This window comes from Flavobacterium panacis (genome assembly GCF_024649945.1).
Taxonomy (GTDB): domain Bacteria; phylum Bacteroidota; class Bacteroidia; order Flavobacteriales; family Flavobacteriaceae; genus Flavobacterium; species Flavobacterium panacis.
On the sequence record NZ_JANKMS010000009.1, the window covers coordinates 119,605 to 135,735 of the forward strand.

The window sequence follows — 16,131 nt, forward strand, 5'->3', positions numbered from 1 at the left end:
TCTATTCTAAACTTCAACTCATAAAAAAAAATCTATGTTTCTATGTGTTTAAAAAATATATTTAATACAATTCAAAAAGTGCTTCAACTTCTACAGGAATATTATCAGGAAGAGATCCAAATCCGACAGCGCTTCTTACGCCGATTCCGTTTTCTTGTCCCCAAACTTCTGCAAATAATTCGCTGCAGCCGTTAATTACATAAGGATGTTTTAAGAAATCGGAAGTGCAATTCACCATTCCGAGAACTTTGATTACTCTTTTTACTTTGCTTAAACTTCCAAAATTGGTTACGATTGTAGAAAGCATAGTTAGTCCAACTTGTCTGGCTGCTAATTTTCCTGCTTCAATGTCCATATCTTCTCCAATGCGTCCGATGATTAAAGATTTATCGTCTTGAACAGGTCCGTGTCCTGAAAGATACAAGTATTTGCCGTCTACTAAATACGGTTTGTAGATTCCCAAAGGTTGTGGAGCAGGAGGAAGTGACAAACCTAGACTTTCGAATTTTTCTTGCGGATTTAAACTCATGATTTTAATGTATTAAAGCGTTTAAAATAAATATAAATACAATTCCCAGAACAGAAACTAGAGACTCCATTACGGTCCAGGATTTAAAAGTGTCTTTTAGACTGATATTGAAATATTCTTTGAACATCCAGAAACTCGGATCATTTACGTGCGAACACATTAAACTTCCAGCGCCTACAGAAAGTACAAAGAGATTCGGGTCGAGATCGTGTGATTGTAGTAAAGGTACTAAAATGCTTGCAGTCATTAAACCTGCAGCAGTTGCAGAACCAACACAGACACGAATAATTGCGGCCATCATCCAGGCTAATAAAAACGGATGAATGTTGATTTGATTTAAAGTCGCCACAATCGTTTCGTTTACGCCGCTTACAATCATGACTTCTTTCAAACAGCCAGCGCCTCCAACAATTAAAACAATTAAAGCAACATCTTTTATGGCTTGTGTGTAATCATCCATGACAGATGACATGCTTCTGTTCATTTTTATTCCTAAAGTGTAAGTACAAAGAAGTAGCGATAAAAGCATGATTATACTTGGATCTCCAATAATTTTGCAAATAACGATTAGTTTTTCATTATCTGAAATTAATGGAAGAAGAGAAGTAATTGTTAATCCGAAAACGGGAAAAAGTGCAGAGAATAAACTTAAACCAAAACTTGGCAATTTTCCTTGATTGGTTACTTCTTCCACATTTAAAATTTCATGATCCGATTCGGTTTTGATGTTTTTAAATCTTGTTGAAAACCATAAACCCGCAATTAAAATAGTAGGAATGGCGATTATAATTCCATAAATCAACACCAAACCAATGTCTGCTTTTAGAATACTACTTAAGGCCATAGGCGAAGGATGCGGCGGTAAAAAACCATGCGCCACAGAAAGCGAAGCCAGCATTGGAATTCCTAAATATACTTTTGATAACTTAAATTGATGCGCCACAGAAAAAATCAACGGAACTAAAAGGACAAATCCAACGCTGTAAAAAAGCGGAATTCCGATTATAAATCCAGTGATCATTAAACCCAAACGAACGTATTTTCTACCTGTCCAATTCATAACCGTTTTGGCGATGACATTTGCAGCGCCAGACGAAACGGCAAGTTTTCCAATACAAGTTCCGAAAACAATAATTAAAGTAATCGATCCGAGCATCTCGCCAAGACCTTTTTGTAAGACGGGAGAAATAGTTTCAACTGGCAGGCCAAGAAAAAGTGCAGCCAAAAGAGAAGTAATGATAAACGCGATAAATGGATTGATTTTAAACCAGGCAATCTGTAGAATTAAAAAAATAATGCACGCAGTGAGTATGAGAATGCTCATGGTTTGTGGTTGTATTTTAGTTAGTTATAAGTGTGGTTGGAATTTCAAATATATAAAATAATTTTACATATCGCATATTTTTTGCAAAAACTGCATATTTTTTGCAGTCATAATGTTAAAATTATAGAGAGATAAAAGGAGAATACACCGATGTTTTCTACCTTTATATAAAAATTCGTAAAATGAAAATTGCTTTAATTCAATCCGATCTCATTTGGGAAAATGCGGCTGCAAACCGAGAAAATTTTGATTCGAAAATAAATGAAATTGAATCCGAAATCAATTTGATTGTACTTCCAGAAATGTTTTCGACGGGATTTACTATGAATGCTTCGGATGTTGCAGAAACCATGCAAGGTGAAACTGTCGAATGGATGAAATTAAAAGCAAAACAAAAAAATGCAGCCATAACAGGAAGTGTTGTTATTACCGAAAACGGCGATTTTTTTAACCGTATGTTTTTTGTTTTTCCATCTGGAGATTTTCAATATTATGACAAAAGGCATTTATTTTCGTTAGCCGGAGAAAATGAATTTTACACTCCAGGAACTCAAAAAGTAATTGTAGAATATTTAGACTGGAAAATTTGTCTTCAAATTTGTTACGATTTAAGATTTCCTGTTTTTGCACGAAATGTCGAAAATTACGATCTTCTTTTGTATGTTGCCAATTGGCCAAAAGTACGAACAAATGCTTGGGACACTTTGCTTAACGCTCGCGCAATAGAAAATTTGAGTTACGTTGCAGGTGTAAACAGAATTGGTTTTGATGATAATAATTTTGAGCATAACGGACATACTCAATTAATTGATTTTTGGGGAAATTATATAATAAAGCCACAAGAAACAGCAGGTGTTTTTGTGGCTGAATTGGATAAAAATATAATGTTGGAAACGCGACGAAAACTAAATTTCTTAGGTGATCGTGATACTTTCGAAATTAAAATCTAGAAAGCTTTCCGTTTCTTTTCTGCTTCTTTTTTCTTCTTGTCGTCTTGTTTTTTCTCGACCTCAGGATTAAACGGTATGCTTAGATCAAGAGTTTCGTCGACATCCCAGTTGGACCGGACATCTATGCCTTTCTGGAAATAGTAGACTTCTTCAGAATAGGTTTTGTTTAAGAAATTTCCAGTGTCGTAAACTTTGTTTTTATTGTCATCATAAATAATACGAACAGTAAATTCCTCGGGAACCATTAAGTTGAATTCAATTTTGGTCTCACCCTCAGAATATTCGCTTGCCAGTACATTGTCTCCTTTTTTATTGGTGATTTCTACAATTATTGGAAAACGTTTTACATTGCGTAAATTCAATACCAGATTACCATAATCTTCCAGTTCTTTGGTGGCTAATTTATAAGATAAAGTATCGTTTGTCTTTTCGTAAAAATCGGTCAAAGCGCCTGGTAAGAAAGTAAAACTGTATTTGTTTGAAGGCTCTTTTTTGAAATCAATATATAACTTTTGGTCAAACTCATCATATTCTGTTGTGTACTCAACGGCAGTAGAATCTTTGTTGACTAATGTGATTTTAGATTTATCAAATTTGACTAATGGTGTTTCGGTTTCCAAGGTGAAACGTTCCCTAAAATTAATCTGACCATTTTGTACTGCTTTGATATTTAAAGTGTCCTTTTTTAAGGCTTTAATTTTAAAAGAAAACTTCTTGTCAAAGTTGTCTTTCGATACTTGCATGGATAATGAATCGGCTTTTAGAGGTTTAAACCAAACCTGAAGCGAATCTTTTTTAGGAAATTGCGTTACAATTGTTTCCAAAACATCATTCCCGTTTTTAAGAACAATTTTTGGTTTGGCGTTTTTGTAATTCTGTTTTCCTTCATAAGGTAATAATAATCTATTCCCAGAAGCCTGAATAGGTTTAAAAGCTTTGAAAGGCAGGATTTCTTTAAATAATTCCAATTCATAAACAGTATCTGTCGGAATAGTAATATAGTGTTTTAGAAATCCGATTTTGTCGTCTTTAGGGTTGAATTTATTGTTGCTTCCTTTGTCTTTCAAGGCTACCAAAAGGTATTTTCCCTCTTTTAGATTTTCAAACTGGAAAGTTCTCATACTGTCCAGAGTGTTTGTTATATAACGCGGAAACTCCTTGTAAATAGTAGAATCTTTGAATTTATCATTTACTTCATAAAGCATCACGGAGACAAAGTTGTCAACATATTTTTCGTATGAATCTTTGATTCTTCCACTCAGCTTAAGCGAATCAATATATGCGCCAGTAGAAAAAACATATTTAAACTGATTTAAAACATTTCCTTCGTTGTTGTCAGTAATGGCTTGTCCAAAATTTAAACTGTAAGTCGTGTTGGGCTGTAGAGTATCACGAATTTCAATCTTTATAAATTTACTAACGGTAGTCGGAGTAATAGTGGGTTCGTTTTTAAACGGAGGCGAAATAATTAGCTGTTTATTGGTGTTTTTCAGTTTAATATATTCGTCAAAATTCAGTGTAATAGTATTTCCTTTAAAATTAGTACTGTAATTTTCAGGATAGCTGGAAATCAAAACGGGCGCCAATGTATCTTTTAAACCGCCGGTAATACTACCTCTTTTGGCGCAGCTGATTACTGATATTAGAATAATAAAGGAAAGGTATTTTAAAGTGTTTTTCAACATAACGGTTTTTCAATTTGATTGCACAAAATAACGATTATATTTACTTTAATTGAAATTTTTTAGCGATTTATTAGGATTTAAAACTTTTGCATTTCTTCTGTATTTTTTATCATTTCAATATTTTAAAAAGCCATAATTTCTTACTTTTGAGTTCAAATTTAATTTTCTAAGTTTTGTTAAAGCGATTTTTTCCAATTTTAATTCTCTTTTTATTGCTTTCCTGCAGTAAAAGTGAAAAACCAACGATCTCCTTTTATTATTGGAAAACCGTATTCAGATTTTCTGAAAAAGAAAAAGAAGCTTTGACCGCAAATCATGTTCAGAAACTTTATGTGCGATATTTTGATATCGGATTACATCCTGAAAATAAGTTTCCAATTCCCATAAGTCCTGTTCGTTTTGAAGTCAATCCAAAAGAATATTCGATTGTTCCTGTGGTTTTTATTCAAAACAAAGTCATGCTTTTGCCTAATCTTGATGTAAATGAATTGGCTCAAAAAACGTTTGATTTTATAGAACAAATCAATTCAAAAAATAGTATTCCTTGTCAGGAGATTCAAATTGACTGCGACTGGACTTTGAAAAGTAAAGAGAATTATTTGAGGTTTATAGAGGTTTTTAAAAAGCTTTCGAAGAAAAAACTTTCGGCAACAATTCGACTGCATCAAGTAAAATATTTCAAAAAGACAAAAATTCCAAATGTCGATTCTGGAGTTTTGATGTATTACAATATGGGATCGATTGCGCCAGATTCATTAAATTCTATTTACGATCAAAAAGTAGCGGCAAAATATTTGAGTAGTTTAAAAAAATATCCGCTTCATCTGGATTTTGCTTTTCCAATTTATTCGTGGGGAGTTCACATCAGAAACAATAAAGTAATCGGACTTCGTTCTAAAATAAATATAAAAGATTTACAGAATGATCCCAATTTTGAAAAAACAAGTGAAATTTTTTTCAGAGCAAAACAATCCAATTATAAAAATGGAGTTTTTTATGAAGCGAATGATCTGTTGAAAATAGAAGAAATTACAAAAGAAGATTTAAAAGAAATGGCAGAAGATTTGGATGAAAATCTGCCTGAGAAACCAAATCAAATTATATTTTACGATTTAGACGAATTCAATTTAAACAATTATGAAAAGAATATTTTTGAACAAGTTATTTCTAAGTTTTAGCCTTGCTTTACTTTCGATATACGGAATTATTTATGCCTGCGCCGGAGGAGACGATTGGGATTTTTTTGGTTACAATTCTAATTTTACACCGGAAACTTTTGCCGACAAATCGTATTCGCCTCTTTTTCTTTCGGGAGCAATTTTTTACGGAATTGGGTTTGATACCCAACATAATTCTCGTTTCAATGAAAATATAAAATCAGATTGGGCAGATTATTTAAAAGGAAAAGCAGATACCACGACTGTAAATTATTTCTTGATTGGAGATATAGCTGCAAGATATTATGATGATAAAAATGCAATCAAAAATAAAGAAGAAATCACAGATCTGCATGTTTATTATAAAACAAAAAAAGAGAATAAAAGTTCGCAGAAATGGGGAAAAAAGATCAATTTAAAAGACGAAAAGATTAAAAACTTTGTTGAGTTTTTATACTTAGCACAAAAAATAGAAACCGTTTCAATTAGAGAAGATTTTTGGAGTTATGAACCTGTTGCGGTGAAAACTTTTAATGATGCCAAAATGATTCAGTCTATAGAAAATGTTTACAATACATTATCTGATCCTTTTCTGAAAAACAGGTATTGGTTTTTGACCATGAAAGCACGTTTTTACAGTAATGACAAGCAAAAAGCAATTGATTTTTTTAATAAAACAGAAAGTTCAGTTGCCAAAAATACTTTGTATTATCGTGCTTTGGCTTATGTGGCCGGAATTAATTTTAAGCAGCATAAATATGCGGTTTCAAATTATTTGTATGCTCAGGTTTTTGACAAATGCCCAGAATTGCGTGTAGTAACAGCTTATAGTTTTCAGCCAAAAAACGAATCAGATTGGACGAAAGCTTTAGCGATGGCAAAAAACAATAAAGAAAAAGCGGCACTTTGGGCAATTCATGGATATTATAAAGACGAAAAACAGGCTATCGAAAAAATCTACGAATTAGATCCAAAAAGCGAGCATTTAAACTATCTGGCAACAAGATTGGTAAATTCGTTGGAGCAAAAAATCAATAATTCTTTTCAGCAAGAGAGTTCAGGAGAAAATCAGAAGCCAAAACCACAAACTGTTGCACAGAATAAAGTGGAGAATAAATCGAAAATTGATAACAGTGCTTTTGATTTAGTGGCCAAAATTTCGGCAGCTGGAAATACAGAGAGACCGTATTTATGGGATTTGTCTTTAGGATATTTACAGACTTTAAAAGGAGATTATGCCAATGCTGATAAAAGTTTTGACAAAGCGGCTAAAATACTTCCAAAAACAGAGTTGGCAGGATTTCAGTTGAGATTGCTTCGTTTTGTAAACAATCTTAGTAAAATTGATAAACTGACAGATAAAAATGAAAAAACAATCATTGCAGATTTGAATTGGCTGTATACTGAACTTCCAAAAACTTATAAAGGACAGGAGTTTCGTTATCAAAATGCTTCTTCATGGAGTAGAGTTTACTTGTCTTCACTTTATAAGGAAAAAGGTAATTTGGTAATGACTGAAATATTTGGAGAATCACGTTACAGTTATTGGAACGATGGAAACGCCTTTTATGATAATGAAAAAAATCTCTTGGATATAAAATCATTTTTAGGAAAACAGAATAAATCTGACCTTGAGAAAATCGGTGCTGGAATTTATAGTATAAAACTAAAAGACATCAATAACTTCCAAGCTGTTCAGGCGACTTTTAAAAATAAAATTCCAGAAGCAATTGAATTTATGAAGCAGGCAGATTCGGTTCAGTATTATAAGTTTTTAGGAAATCCGTTTAACGGAAATATAAAAGACTGTCATGATTGTGAACATGCGGCTTATCAGAAAAGAAAGTATACTTTCATGGATTTCTTGACTACTATAAAAGAAATGCAGGATAAAGTGGCGCAAAAAGAAGACGTGTATACTAATAGTCTATTATTAGGAAATGCATTTTACAATATTTCTCATTTTGGAAATGGAAGAACCTTCTATGAAATCAATATTGTAGGTTTTGGATCTAGTCCGTATTCGTTTAGAAATGCAATGAAAAATATGATTACAGATAATTCGCTTTCAAAAATGTATTATCAGAAAGCATTTGAGGCAGCTTCAAACAAAGAACAAAAGGCTAAATGTTTGTATTTGATTTCGAAATGCGAACGAAATGATTATTACAATAAAAAGTACAATGGTATAAACAGTTATTGGGAAATTCAGGATGATAAGGTTAATTTTATTGCTTGGAATTCGTTTAAAGCCTTGAGAAAAGAGTATTCTGATACCAAATATTATCAGGATGTAATTGCAGAATGTGGTTATTTTAATACTTATGTGAATCAATAAAAAATTGAGGCAATGGTAAATAAAATAGAACATATCGGAATTGCGGTAAAAAATATGGACGACGCCAACATTTTGTTCGAGAAAATGTTGGGGGTTCCGTCTTATAAAATGGAAGCGGTAGAAAGTGAAGGTGTTTTGACTTCTTTTTTTCAAACAGGAAATAATAAAATAGAACTTTTGGTTGCCACCAATCCAGAAAGTCCGATTGCTAAATTTTTAGAAAAAAAGGGGGAAGGTATTCATCACATTGCATTTGATGTAGATGATATTGAAGCGGAAATTAATCGTCTAAAAAACGAAGGTTTTGTCTTGATAAATGAAGTTCCGAAGAAAGGTGCCGACAATAAATTGGTGGTTTTTCTGCATCCAAAGAATACAAATGGTGTTTTGGTAGAGCTTTGCCAGGAAATTAAATAAAAAAAGATCCTTTTTATTTTTGAATAAGATGTTGAAAATCAATTTCGTTTTTGAAATTCCGAAAAACTTTTGAAATTAATTACAAATGATGTCCCAAAATATTTGGAGTGAATGAAAAATAGTAGTAATATTGCATCCTCTAAACCGGTCCTATAGCTCAGCTGGTTAGAGCACCTGACTCATAATCAGGTGGTCCCTGGTTCGAGCCCAGGTGGGACCACTTCTTTAGAAATAAAAAGCCTTTACAGAAATGTAAAGGCTTTTTTTGTTTTGCTGAAATATCCTGTTTCAATTTTAAAAATCGGAAGTTAATTTCGATTGATATGGAATTATTTAACTTAGAAAGTGAGATTTAAGTTTAAATAAGTTTTAAATTTGCTAAAATCAGGAAATTCTTATAACGTTTGAAAAATGTTAATAATCATGAAAATGAGGTTTTTACGCCTTCAAACGTTTTCTGAAAAGGGATTACGGAATTCCGTAAAAAAACTGTTAAAATTTGTAGTGTTAAAAGTTGTGTTTCTTTAAAAAACTTATACTTTTGTCCAAGATTTTGTACTTCGAATAGTATTTGTGCGAAATTTCTATTAGAGAAAAATTGTTAAATAATTATAAGCCAGCTGTTGTTAACAGCTTGAATTTATGAAAAATCTAAAAGCCCCATTTTTAGTATTTGCATTAATATTTAGCATGGCAATTGTGTCTGCTTATAATAATCCGCCTCCGCCTAAAATGTACGCTCGTACTGCAAGTGTTAATTCGGAGGAATTTCCTGATGAAGGTGATCCTGAAGGTGATCCTGATTTTGGTGGAGCTCCTGATATGCCAATAGATCAAAATAAGATAATGTTATTAATAGGAGGTTTAGTTTTAGGGACAGCCGTAATATATAGGAAACACATAAAAAAAGCTTCAAATTAATTTGAAGCTTTTTTTTTAATGTGAATACTAGAAGTTTTATTTGTTGATCGAATAAAGTCTTGAGATATATTTTCCAACCACATCAAATTCAAGGTTGATTTTTGTTCCAACTTTGAAATCTTTAAAGTTAGTGTGCTCGTATGTATACGGGATAATTGAGACGCTAAATTCATTTGTTTTAGAATTTACAACAGTAAGACTTACTCCGTTTACTGTAATAGAACCTTTTTCTATTGTAATGTTGTTTAGGTTTTTGTCATATTCGAAAGTGTAATTCCAGCTTCCGTTTGCTTCTTCAATTTTAATGCAAGTTCCGGTTTGGTCTACATGGCCTTGTACAATATGTCCGTCTAAGCGGTCGCCAAGTTTCATTCCCCTTTCTAAATTTACGATATCTCCAGTTTTCCAATCGCCGATATTGGTTTTTAAAATAGTTTCGTCAATTGCGGTTACAGTATACAAAGAATCTTTGATAGCGACTACTGTAAGGCAGATTCCGTTGTGCGAAACGCTTTGGTCTATTTTTAATTCGTTTGTTATGGAAGAGTCAACTGTGATATGAAGATTGTTTTGATCTTTTTGAATTTCGTGAATCCTACCTAGTGTTTCTATAATTCCTGTGAACATTGTGGTTTTATTTTACTAAATTTGCACATCAAAATTAGTAATAAATAAACTGAGCACATGAATAAAAAAGCAGAAAATATAATTGTTGGAATTTCAGTTGGAGATTTAAACGGTATTGGAAGCGAAGTTATACTGAAAACATTCGAAGATTCTCGTATGTTGGAATTGTGTACGCCGGTTATTTTTGCAAATGCTAAAATTCTTTCATTCGTTAGAAAAAGTTTTACCTCGACAGTTCAGTTTCATGGAGTTGATAAATTGGAACAAATTATTCCAGGAAAGGTAAATGTTTTGAATCTTTGGAGAGAAGGTGTTGATATTAACTTTGGAGTAAATGATCCCAAAATAGGAGAGTACGCGATTAAGTCTTTTACAGCAGTAACAAAAGCGTTGAAAGATGGTGAGATTGATGTTTTGGTAACGGCGCCTATTAACAAATATAATATCCAATCTGAGGATTTTAAATTTCCAGGACATACAGATTATCTAGATAAAGAATTGGAAGGCAATGCTCTTATGATGATGGTTCAGGATAATTTAAGAGTGGGATTAATTACGGATCACGTACCTTTAAATGAAGTTGCTTCTCATTTAACAGAAGAATTAATTGCTAAAAAAATTGAAACTATCAGAAAATCTTTAGTTCAGGATTTTAGTATCGTGAAACCGAAAATTGCAGTTTTAGGATTAAATCCTCACGCTGGCGATGGTGGTGTGATTGGAAAAGAAGATGATTTGGTTTTAAAGCCAACTTTAAAGAAAATATTCGATTCAGGTACAATGGTTTTTGGTCCATTTCCTGCTGACGGTTTCTTTGGAAGTGGTCAATATGAAAAATATGATGCAATTGTAGCGATGTATCACGATCAAGGATTAATTCCGTTTAAAACCTTGTCTTTTGGAAAAGGAGTGAATTATTCGGCAGGTTTAAACAAAGTGAGGACTTCGCCAGATCACGGTACAGCTTACGATATTGCTGGGAAAGATATGGCAGATTACAATTCGTTTAAAGAAGCAGTCTATCTTGCGATTGATATTTTTCGCTCGCGTAATCAGTATGAGGAGATTAGCCAAAAACCTCTTAAAATAAAAGAAAAACAGTTATAAACAAAAAAAGGTGAATAAGATTATTAGATTTATAATAATTTTATATCTTTGCACCCCAATTCAGGTATCTAGTTTTAGAACTGAATTGTTCAAATTGATGTTGAAATGAGCAAAACAAAAGAATTTTTAATTCCTTTCGTAGGATTAAAACTAGGAAAACACCATTTTGAGTATCAGATAAATAACGAGTTCTTTAAGAATTTTGAGTACGATGAGTTTCAAAGTTCAGATATTAAAGTCAATTTGCTTTTTGAAAAGAAAAGTACAATGTTAGAGTTAGAATTCAAACACAAAGGAACGGTAAACGTGCCTTGTGATCTAACAGGCGAAGATTTTGATTTACCTATAAAAGGGAAAATGAAGTTGATTGTTCGCTTTGGAGATGAATTTAATAATGATAATGAAGAATTATTGATTTTACCACATGGGGAACATGAGATAGATGTGGCGCAGTATATTTATGAAATGATCGCGCTTTCTGTACCTCAAAAAAGAATTCATCCGGGAGTTAAAGATGGAAGTCTACAGACAGAAGCTTTAACAAAACTGAATGAGTTAAGTGTGAAAGAACAAAAGGAAGAGAGTAACAAAGAAGAAGATATTGACCCGCGTTGGGAAAAATTAAAGAAACTATTAACGGATAAATAATATAGTAAAATGGCACATCCTAAGAGAAAGACCTCGAAAACAAGAAGAGATAAGAGAAGAACACATTATAAAGCTACTGTAGCTCAAATCGCTACATGTCCTATTACAGGTGAGGCGCATTTATACCACAGAGCTTACTGGCATGAAGGTAAAATGTACTACAGAGGGCAAGTTGTTATCGATAAATCTGAAGCGGTTGCTTAATACGTTTTTGTAAATTATACTAGAACTCTCACATAGTGAGAGTTTTTTTTGTTGGTTATAATTTTCGTTTTTTAGGAAAATATAGACAAATTCGTTACGTTTTTTTTTGTAATTTTCAAGTCTTTTAAAAATTTTTCAAATTAATCTTAATTTGAAAGGAAAATAATAGAATATAATGAATACAATCACAGCCGCAATTACCGCTGTTGGAGCTTATGTTCCTGACTTCGTTCTTTCGAACCAAGTGCTAGAAACAATGGTTGATACCAATGATGAGTGGATTACCGCTCGAACAGGAATTAAAGAAAGAAGAATTCTTAAAGATGCTGATAAAGGTACATCGTATCTTGCTATACAAGCAGCAAAGGATTTGATTGCAAAAGCAAATATTGATCCGCTTGAGATCGATATGATTATCATGGCAACTGCAACGCCAGATATGATGGTGGCTTCTACAGGAGTATATGTTGCAACAGAAATTGGAGCAACAAATGCATTCTCATATGATTTGCAGGCTGCATGTTCAAGTTTCTTATACGGAATGTCAACAGCTGCTGCTTATGTACAGTCAGGACGTTACAAAAAAGTGCTTTTAATTGGTGCCGATAAAATGTCATCAATTGTAGATTATACAGACAGAGCAACTTGTATTATTTTTGGAGATGGAGCTGGTGCAGTTCTTTTCGAACCAAATTATGAAGGGTTAGGTTTGCAGGATGAATATTTAAGAAGTGATGGTGTAGGACGCGACTTCCTTAAAATTCCTGCAGGAGGTTCTTTGATTCCACCTTCGGAAGACACTGTAAAAAACAGACAGCACAATATTATGCAAGACGGTAAAACGGTTTTCAAATATGCTGTTACCAATATGGCAGATGCCAGCGAATTGATTTTGAAAAGAAATAATTTGACAAATCAAGATGTTGACTGGTTGGTGCCACACCAAGCTAATAAACGTATTATTGATGCTACTGCCGGAAGATTAGAATTGGACGATTCTAAAGTTTTGGTAAACATCGAAAGATACGGTAATACTACTTCTGGAACTTTACCATTAGTATTAGCTGATTTTGAAGATAAGCTTAAAAAAGGAGATAATATTATCTTTGCCGCTTTTGGTGGTGGATTCACATGGGGATCTATCTATTTAAAATGGGCTTACGATAAGAAATAAATTAAAACTAAAAACGAATCATTATGGATTTAAAAGAAATTCAAAACCTAATCAAATTTGTTGCAAATTCGGGCGTTGCAGAAGTGAAGTTAGAAATGGATGATGTGAAAATCACGATCAGAACAACTTTAGAAACAAATGTAACTGAGGCAACTTACGTACAGCAATTACCAGCTCAGGCAGCTTTACCACAAGCTACAGTTCCACAAGTTACAGCTCCAACAGTTGTAAATGTAACTCCAGAAGCACCAGCTGCTAACGATTCTAAATATATTACTATAAAATCTCCAATCATTGGTACATTCTATAGAAAACCATCTCCAGATAAACCAGTTTTCACAGAAGTGGGAAGTACTGTATCTAAAGGTGATGTTCTTTGCGTAATTGAAGCAATGAAATTATTCAACGAAATCGAATCTGAAATTTCTGGTAAAATTGTGAAAATTCTAGTTGACGATATGTCTCCAGTAGAATTTGACCAACCTTTATTCTTAGTTGATCCATCATAAAAATTTAGATTTTAGATTTTAGATTTTAGATTGATCTGCTTAAATTAATACAGACATCTAAAATTATCTAATTCTCAAATTGTCTAATTATCTAATTAAAATAAGATGTTTAAAAAAATATTAATTGCGAATAGAGGAGAAATTGCACTACGTGTAATTCGTACATGTAAGGAAATGGGAATCAAAACTGTTGCAGTTTACTCTACAGCCGATGCAGAAAGTTTACATGTTAAATTTGCTGACGAAGCGGTTTGTATTGGTCCTCCTCCGAGTAACTTATCGTATTTGAAAATGTCAAATATTATTGCAGCTGCAGAAATTACAAATGCAGATGCAATTCATCCAGGTTATGGATTTCTTTCTGAGAATGCTAAATTCTCTAAAATCTGTCAAGAGCACGGAATTAAATTTATCGGTGCTGCTCCAGAAATGATCGACCGTATGGGAGATAAAGCTTCTGCAAAAGCTACAATGAAAGCGGCAGGAGTACCATGTGTACCAGGTTCAGACGGATTATTAGAATCTTACGAACATGCACAAAAAGTAGCTGCTGAAATTGGCTACCCAGTTATGATGAAAGCTACTGCTGGTGGTGGTGGAAAAGGAATGCGTGCGATCTGGAAAGAAGAAGAGCTTTTAAAAGCTTGGGAAAGTGCGCGTCAAGAAGCTGCTGCGGCGTTTGGAAATGACGGAATGTACATGGAGAAACTTATTGAAGAACCACGTCATATCGAAATTCAGGTTGTTGGAGATGCTTACGGAAAAGCATGTCACCTTTCTGAAAGAGATTGTTCAGTACAACGTCGTCACCAAAAATTAACTGAAGAAACACCTTCACCTTTCATGACAGACGAACTTCGTACAAGAATGGGAGAAGCCGCTGTAAAAGCTGCTGAGTTCATTAAATATGAAGGAGCTGGAACTGTAGAGTTTTTGGTTGACAAACACAGAAACTTCTATTTCATGGAAATGAATACTCGTATTCAGGTAGAGCACCCAATTACAGAACAAGTTATTGATTATGACTTGATCCGTGAGCAAATTATGGTAGCTGCTGGAATTCCAATTTCTGGTAAAAACTACCTTCCTGAATTACATGCTATTGAAGTTCGTATTAATGCTGAAGATCCTTATAATGATTTTCGTCCTTCACCAGGAAAAATTACTACGCTTCATATGCCAGGAGGACACGGAGTACGTTTAGATACTCACGTATACTCAGGATATAGTATTCCACCAAATTACGATTCTATGATTGCTAAGTTAATTACAACGGCACAGTCTCGTGAAGAAGCGATCAGCAAAATGCGTAGAGCTTTGGATGAGTTCGTAATAGAAGGTGTGAAAACTACAATACCTTTCCACAGACAATTAATGGATGATCCAAAATATATTGCAGGAGATTATACAACTGCATTTATGGATACATTTAAAATGAATACTCCGGAATAATTATGAAGGCTGTCAATTTTTTGACAGCCTTTTTTGTTTTATAAGCCTATTATTAAAATTCCAATTCAAAAATCCCAAATTCCAAATCTTAAATTTGGAACGTGAGATGTTAAACATGAAGTTTGGAATTTGGAATTTCAAAAATTAGAATTTAATTTTTAAACTTGGAATTTGGCATTTATCTTCAAGGTGACACTTTTTGTGTTTACTTATTACACACCTTTTTTCTCTTTTACACACCTTTTTATATTTTTCATTTTTTGGCATATTGAAGCAAACCCTTTAAAAATAGGCTTTTAAGGCGTTTGGCATAGTTCTTTTCTTTTACGGCATAATAATTTCATTACCTAAAGCGTAAACAACTATTAATATTAAATATACACGTTATGAAAAATCTATTTTTATCAGCCGCAATAGTATTAGGAAGTTTAACTTCATTTGCTTCAACTTCACCAGTTACAAATACAATTGTAAAAGTGATTTCAATTGAAGATGATTACACTGAAATCAAATTAGAAGAATTGCCAGCCGCAATTACAGACGCTTTGAAAAAAGCATATCCTGAAGCAGTAATTACAAAAGCATATAAAAACGAAAAATCAGAGTATAAACTTGATGTTACTGTAGGTGACAAAGTTGGAAATCTTTTCGCAAATGCAGACGGAACTTGGATTAAACAATAATCTTTAACCGTTTTAGAATTTATTAATTACAATTAAAATATACACACTATGAAAAATCTATTTTTATCAGCCGCATTAGTTTTAGGAAGTTTAACTTCATTCGCTTCAACTTCACCAGTTGCAAATACAATTGTAAAAGTGATTTCAATTGAAGATGGATATACTGAAATCAAATTAGAAGAATTACCAGCAGCAATTACTGATGCTTTGAAAAAAGCCTATCCAGATGCTGTAATTACAAAAGCATATAAAAACGAAAAATCAGAGTATAAACTTGATGTAACAGTGGGCGACAAAGTTGGAAACCTTTTCGCAAATGCAGACGGAACCTGGATTCAAAAATAATCTAATCTAAGATTTTGTGAAAATCCAGATCAAGAATACTAAGATCAAATTAACTATATTA

At 33.0% G+C, this 16,131-nt stretch carries 17 protein-coding genes and 1 tRNA gene; 14 read left to right on the forward strand and 4 right to left on the reverse strand.

The genetic code is table 11. From position 1 onward, the window contains the following. Nucleotides 1-61: 61 nt before the first annotated feature. Nucleotides 62-529, reverse strand: coding sequence for a RidA family protein (locus NQQ59_RS18675; protein WP_091135337.1), 468 nt, complete (start codon nucleotides 527-529; stop codon nucleotides 62-64). A gap of 4 nt (nucleotides 530-533) precedes the next feature. Next, nucleotides 534-1,853 carry a GntP family permease gene (locus tag NQQ59_RS18680; RefSeq protein WP_144217089.1) on the reverse strand — a complete coding sequence of 440 codons (1,320 nt, stop codon included), beginning with the start codon at nucleotides 1,851-1,853 and terminating at the stop codon, nucleotides 534-536. A 182-nt stretch (nucleotides 1,854-2,035) separates the two neighbouring features. On the opposite strand from NQQ59_RS18680, the gene NQQ59_RS18685 reads away from it, so the two are divergent. Next, nucleotides 2,036-2,803 (forward strand): amidohydrolase, encoded by a 768-nt coding sequence (locus NQQ59_RS18685; RefSeq protein ID WP_144217092.1) that lies wholly within the window; start codon nucleotides 2,036-2,038, stop codon nucleotides 2,801-2,803. Here the strand turns inward: NQQ59_RS18685 and NQQ59_RS18690 are convergent. Next, entirely contained in the window at nucleotides 2,800-4,488 is a 1,689-nt protein-coding gene (locus NQQ59_RS18690) for an Ig-like domain-containing protein (RefSeq protein ID WP_144217094.1), read from the reverse strand. The two genes, NQQ59_RS18685 and NQQ59_RS18690, sit on opposite strands and share 4 nt — an antisense overlap. A 173-nt stretch (nucleotides 4,489-4,661) precedes the next feature. Here NQQ59_RS18690 and NQQ59_RS18695 point away from each other — a divergent pair, with 173 nt between their 5' ends. From NQQ59_RS18695 to NQQ59_RS18715, 5 genes are all read left to right on the forward strand, one after another. Next, nucleotides 4,662-5,666 carry a hypothetical protein gene (locus tag NQQ59_RS18695; RefSeq protein ID WP_144217096.1) on the forward strand — a complete coding sequence of 335 codons (1,005 nt, stop codon included), beginning with the start codon at nucleotides 4,662-4,664 and terminating at the stop codon, nucleotides 5,664-5,666. Further along, nucleotides 5,626-7,983, forward strand: a complete 2,358-nt coding sequence (locus NQQ59_RS18700; RefSeq protein ID WP_144217098.1) for a hypothetical protein — start codon at nucleotides 5,626-5,628, stop codon at nucleotides 7,981-7,983. Before NQQ59_RS18695 ends, NQQ59_RS18700 begins: the two co-directional genes overlap by 41 nt. 12 nt (nucleotides 7,984-7,995) lie before the next feature. After that, nucleotides 7,996-8,400, forward strand: a complete 405-nt coding sequence (gene mce / locus NQQ59_RS18705) for a methylmalonyl-CoA epimerase (protein WP_144217100.1) — start codon at nucleotides 7,996-7,998, stop codon at nucleotides 8,398-8,400. Between the two features lie 146 nt (nucleotides 8,401-8,546). Continuing rightward, nucleotides 8,547-8,620, forward strand: a tRNA-Ile gene (locus NQQ59_RS18710). A 470-nt stretch (nucleotides 8,621-9,090) separates the two neighbouring features. Then, on the forward strand, nucleotides 9,091-9,321 hold the full coding sequence (locus NQQ59_RS18715; protein WP_144217102.1) for a hypothetical protein: 231 nt from the start codon (nucleotides 9,091-9,093) through the stop codon (nucleotides 9,319-9,321). Between the two features lie 36 nt (nucleotides 9,322-9,357). Here the strand turns inward: NQQ59_RS18715 and NQQ59_RS18720 are convergent, their stop codons facing one another. Beyond that, entirely contained in the window at nucleotides 9,358-9,948 is a 591-nt protein-coding gene (locus tag NQQ59_RS18720; protein ID WP_144217104.1) for a riboflavin synthase, read from the reverse strand. A gap of 57 nt (nucleotides 9,949-10,005) precedes the next feature. Between NQQ59_RS18720 and pdxA the strand changes: the two genes are divergently transcribed. From pdxA to NQQ59_RS18760, 8 genes are all read left to right on the forward strand, one after another. Continuing rightward, complete coding sequence (gene pdxA / locus NQQ59_RS18725; protein ID WP_144217106.1) at nucleotides 10,006-11,055, forward strand: 4-hydroxythreonine-4-phosphate dehydrogenase PdxA; 1,050 nt, start codon at nucleotides 10,006-10,008, stop codon at nucleotides 11,053-11,055. Between the two features lie 105 nt (nucleotides 11,056-11,160). Then, complete coding sequence (locus NQQ59_RS18730) at nucleotides 11,161-11,703, forward strand: YceD family protein (RefSeq protein ID WP_144217108.1); 543 nt, start codon at nucleotides 11,161-11,163, stop codon at nucleotides 11,701-11,703. A gap of 9 nt (nucleotides 11,704-11,712) precedes the next feature. Continuing rightward, a complete protein-coding gene (gene rpmF / locus NQQ59_RS18735) occupies nucleotides 11,713-11,907 on the forward strand; it encodes a 50S ribosomal protein L32 (protein WP_008465217.1) in 195 nt (64 codons plus the stop codon). A gap of 175 nt (nucleotides 11,908-12,082) precedes the next feature. Then, nucleotides 12,083-13,081 carry a beta-ketoacyl-ACP synthase III gene (locus tag NQQ59_RS18740; RefSeq protein ID WP_144217112.1) on the forward strand — a complete coding sequence of 333 codons (999 nt, stop codon included), beginning with the start codon at nucleotides 12,083-12,085 and terminating at the stop codon, nucleotides 13,079-13,081. 23 nt (nucleotides 13,082-13,104) lie between these two features. Further along, a complete protein-coding gene (gene accB / locus NQQ59_RS18745) occupies nucleotides 13,105-13,590 on the forward strand; it encodes an acetyl-CoA carboxylase biotin carboxyl carrier protein (protein WP_144217114.1) in 486 nt (161 codons plus the stop codon). Between the two features lie 105 nt (nucleotides 13,591-13,695). After that, on the forward strand, nucleotides 13,696-15,042 hold the full coding sequence (gene accC, locus NQQ59_RS18750; protein ID WP_144217117.1) for an acetyl-CoA carboxylase biotin carboxylase subunit: 1,347 nt from the start codon (nucleotides 13,696-13,698) through the stop codon (nucleotides 15,040-15,042). Between the two features lie 386 nt (nucleotides 15,043-15,428). Beyond that, the gene (locus tag NQQ59_RS18755) at nucleotides 15,429-15,725 is read left to right on the forward strand and encodes a hypothetical protein (protein WP_144217120.1); all 297 of its coding nucleotides are present in this window, start codon (nucleotides 15,429-15,431) and stop codon (nucleotides 15,723-15,725) included. A 48-nt stretch (nucleotides 15,726-15,773) separates the two neighbouring features. After that, the gene (locus NQQ59_RS18760; RefSeq protein WP_144217123.1) at nucleotides 15,774-16,070 is read left to right on the forward strand and encodes a hypothetical protein; all 297 of its coding nucleotides are present in this window, start codon (nucleotides 15,774-15,776) and stop codon (nucleotides 16,068-16,070) included. Nucleotides 16,071-16,131: the final 61 nt, after the last annotated feature.

Coding starts and splice junctions, on each gene's coding strand:
- mce (WP_144217100.1), top strand. CDS start 7,996: ATGGTAAATAAAATAGAACATATCGGAATTGCGGTAAAAAATATGGAC.
- NQQ59_RS18685 (WP_144217092.1), top strand. CDS start 2,036: ATGAAAATTGCTTTAATTCAATCCGATCTCATTTGGGAAAATGCGGCT.
- NQQ59_RS18690 (WP_144217094.1), bottom strand. CDS start 4,488: ATGTTGAAAAACACTTTAAAATACCTTTCCTTTATTATTCTAATATCA.
- rpmF (WP_008465217.1), top strand. CDS start 11,713: ATGGCACATCCTAAGAGAAAGACCTCGAAAACAAGAAGAGATAAGAGA.
- NQQ59_RS18720 (WP_144217104.1), bottom strand. CDS start 9,948: ATGTTCACAGGAATTATAGAAACACTAGGTAGGATTCACGAAATTCAA.
- NQQ59_RS18760 (WP_144217123.1), top strand. CDS start 15,774: ATGAAAAATCTATTTTTATCAGCCGCATTAGTTTTAGGAAGTTTAACT.
- NQQ59_RS18675 (WP_091135337.1), bottom strand. CDS start 529: ATGAGTTTAAATCCGCAAGAAAAATTCGAAAGTCTAGGTTTGTCACTT.
- accC (WP_144217117.1), top strand. CDS start 13,696: ATGTTTAAAAAAATATTAATTGCGAATAGAGGAGAAATTGCACTACGT.
- NQQ59_RS18730 (WP_144217108.1), top strand. CDS start 11,161: ATGAGCAAAACAAAAGAATTTTTAATTCCTTTCGTAGGATTAAAACTA.
- NQQ59_RS18755 (WP_144217120.1), top strand. CDS start 15,429: ATGAAAAATCTATTTTTATCAGCCGCAATAGTATTAGGAAGTTTAACT.
- pdxA (WP_144217106.1), top strand. CDS start 10,006: ATGAATAAAAAAGCAGAAAATATAATTGTTGGAATTTCAGTTGGAGAT.
- NQQ59_RS18700 (WP_144217098.1), top strand. CDS start 5,626: ATGAAAAGAATATTTTTGAACAAGTTATTTCTAAGTTTTAGCCTTGCT.
- NQQ59_RS18740 (WP_144217112.1), top strand. CDS start 12,083: ATGAATACAATCACAGCCGCAATTACCGCTGTTGGAGCTTATGTTCCT.
- NQQ59_RS18680 (WP_144217089.1), bottom strand. CDS start 1,853: ATGAGCATTCTCATACTCACTGCGTGCATTATTTTTTTAATTCTACAG.
- accB (WP_144217114.1), top strand. CDS start 13,105: ATGGATTTAAAAGAAATTCAAAACCTAATCAAATTTGTTGCAAATTCG.
- NQQ59_RS18715 (WP_144217102.1), top strand. CDS start 9,091: ATGGCAATTGTGTCTGCTTATAATAATCCGCCTCCGCCTAAAATGTAC.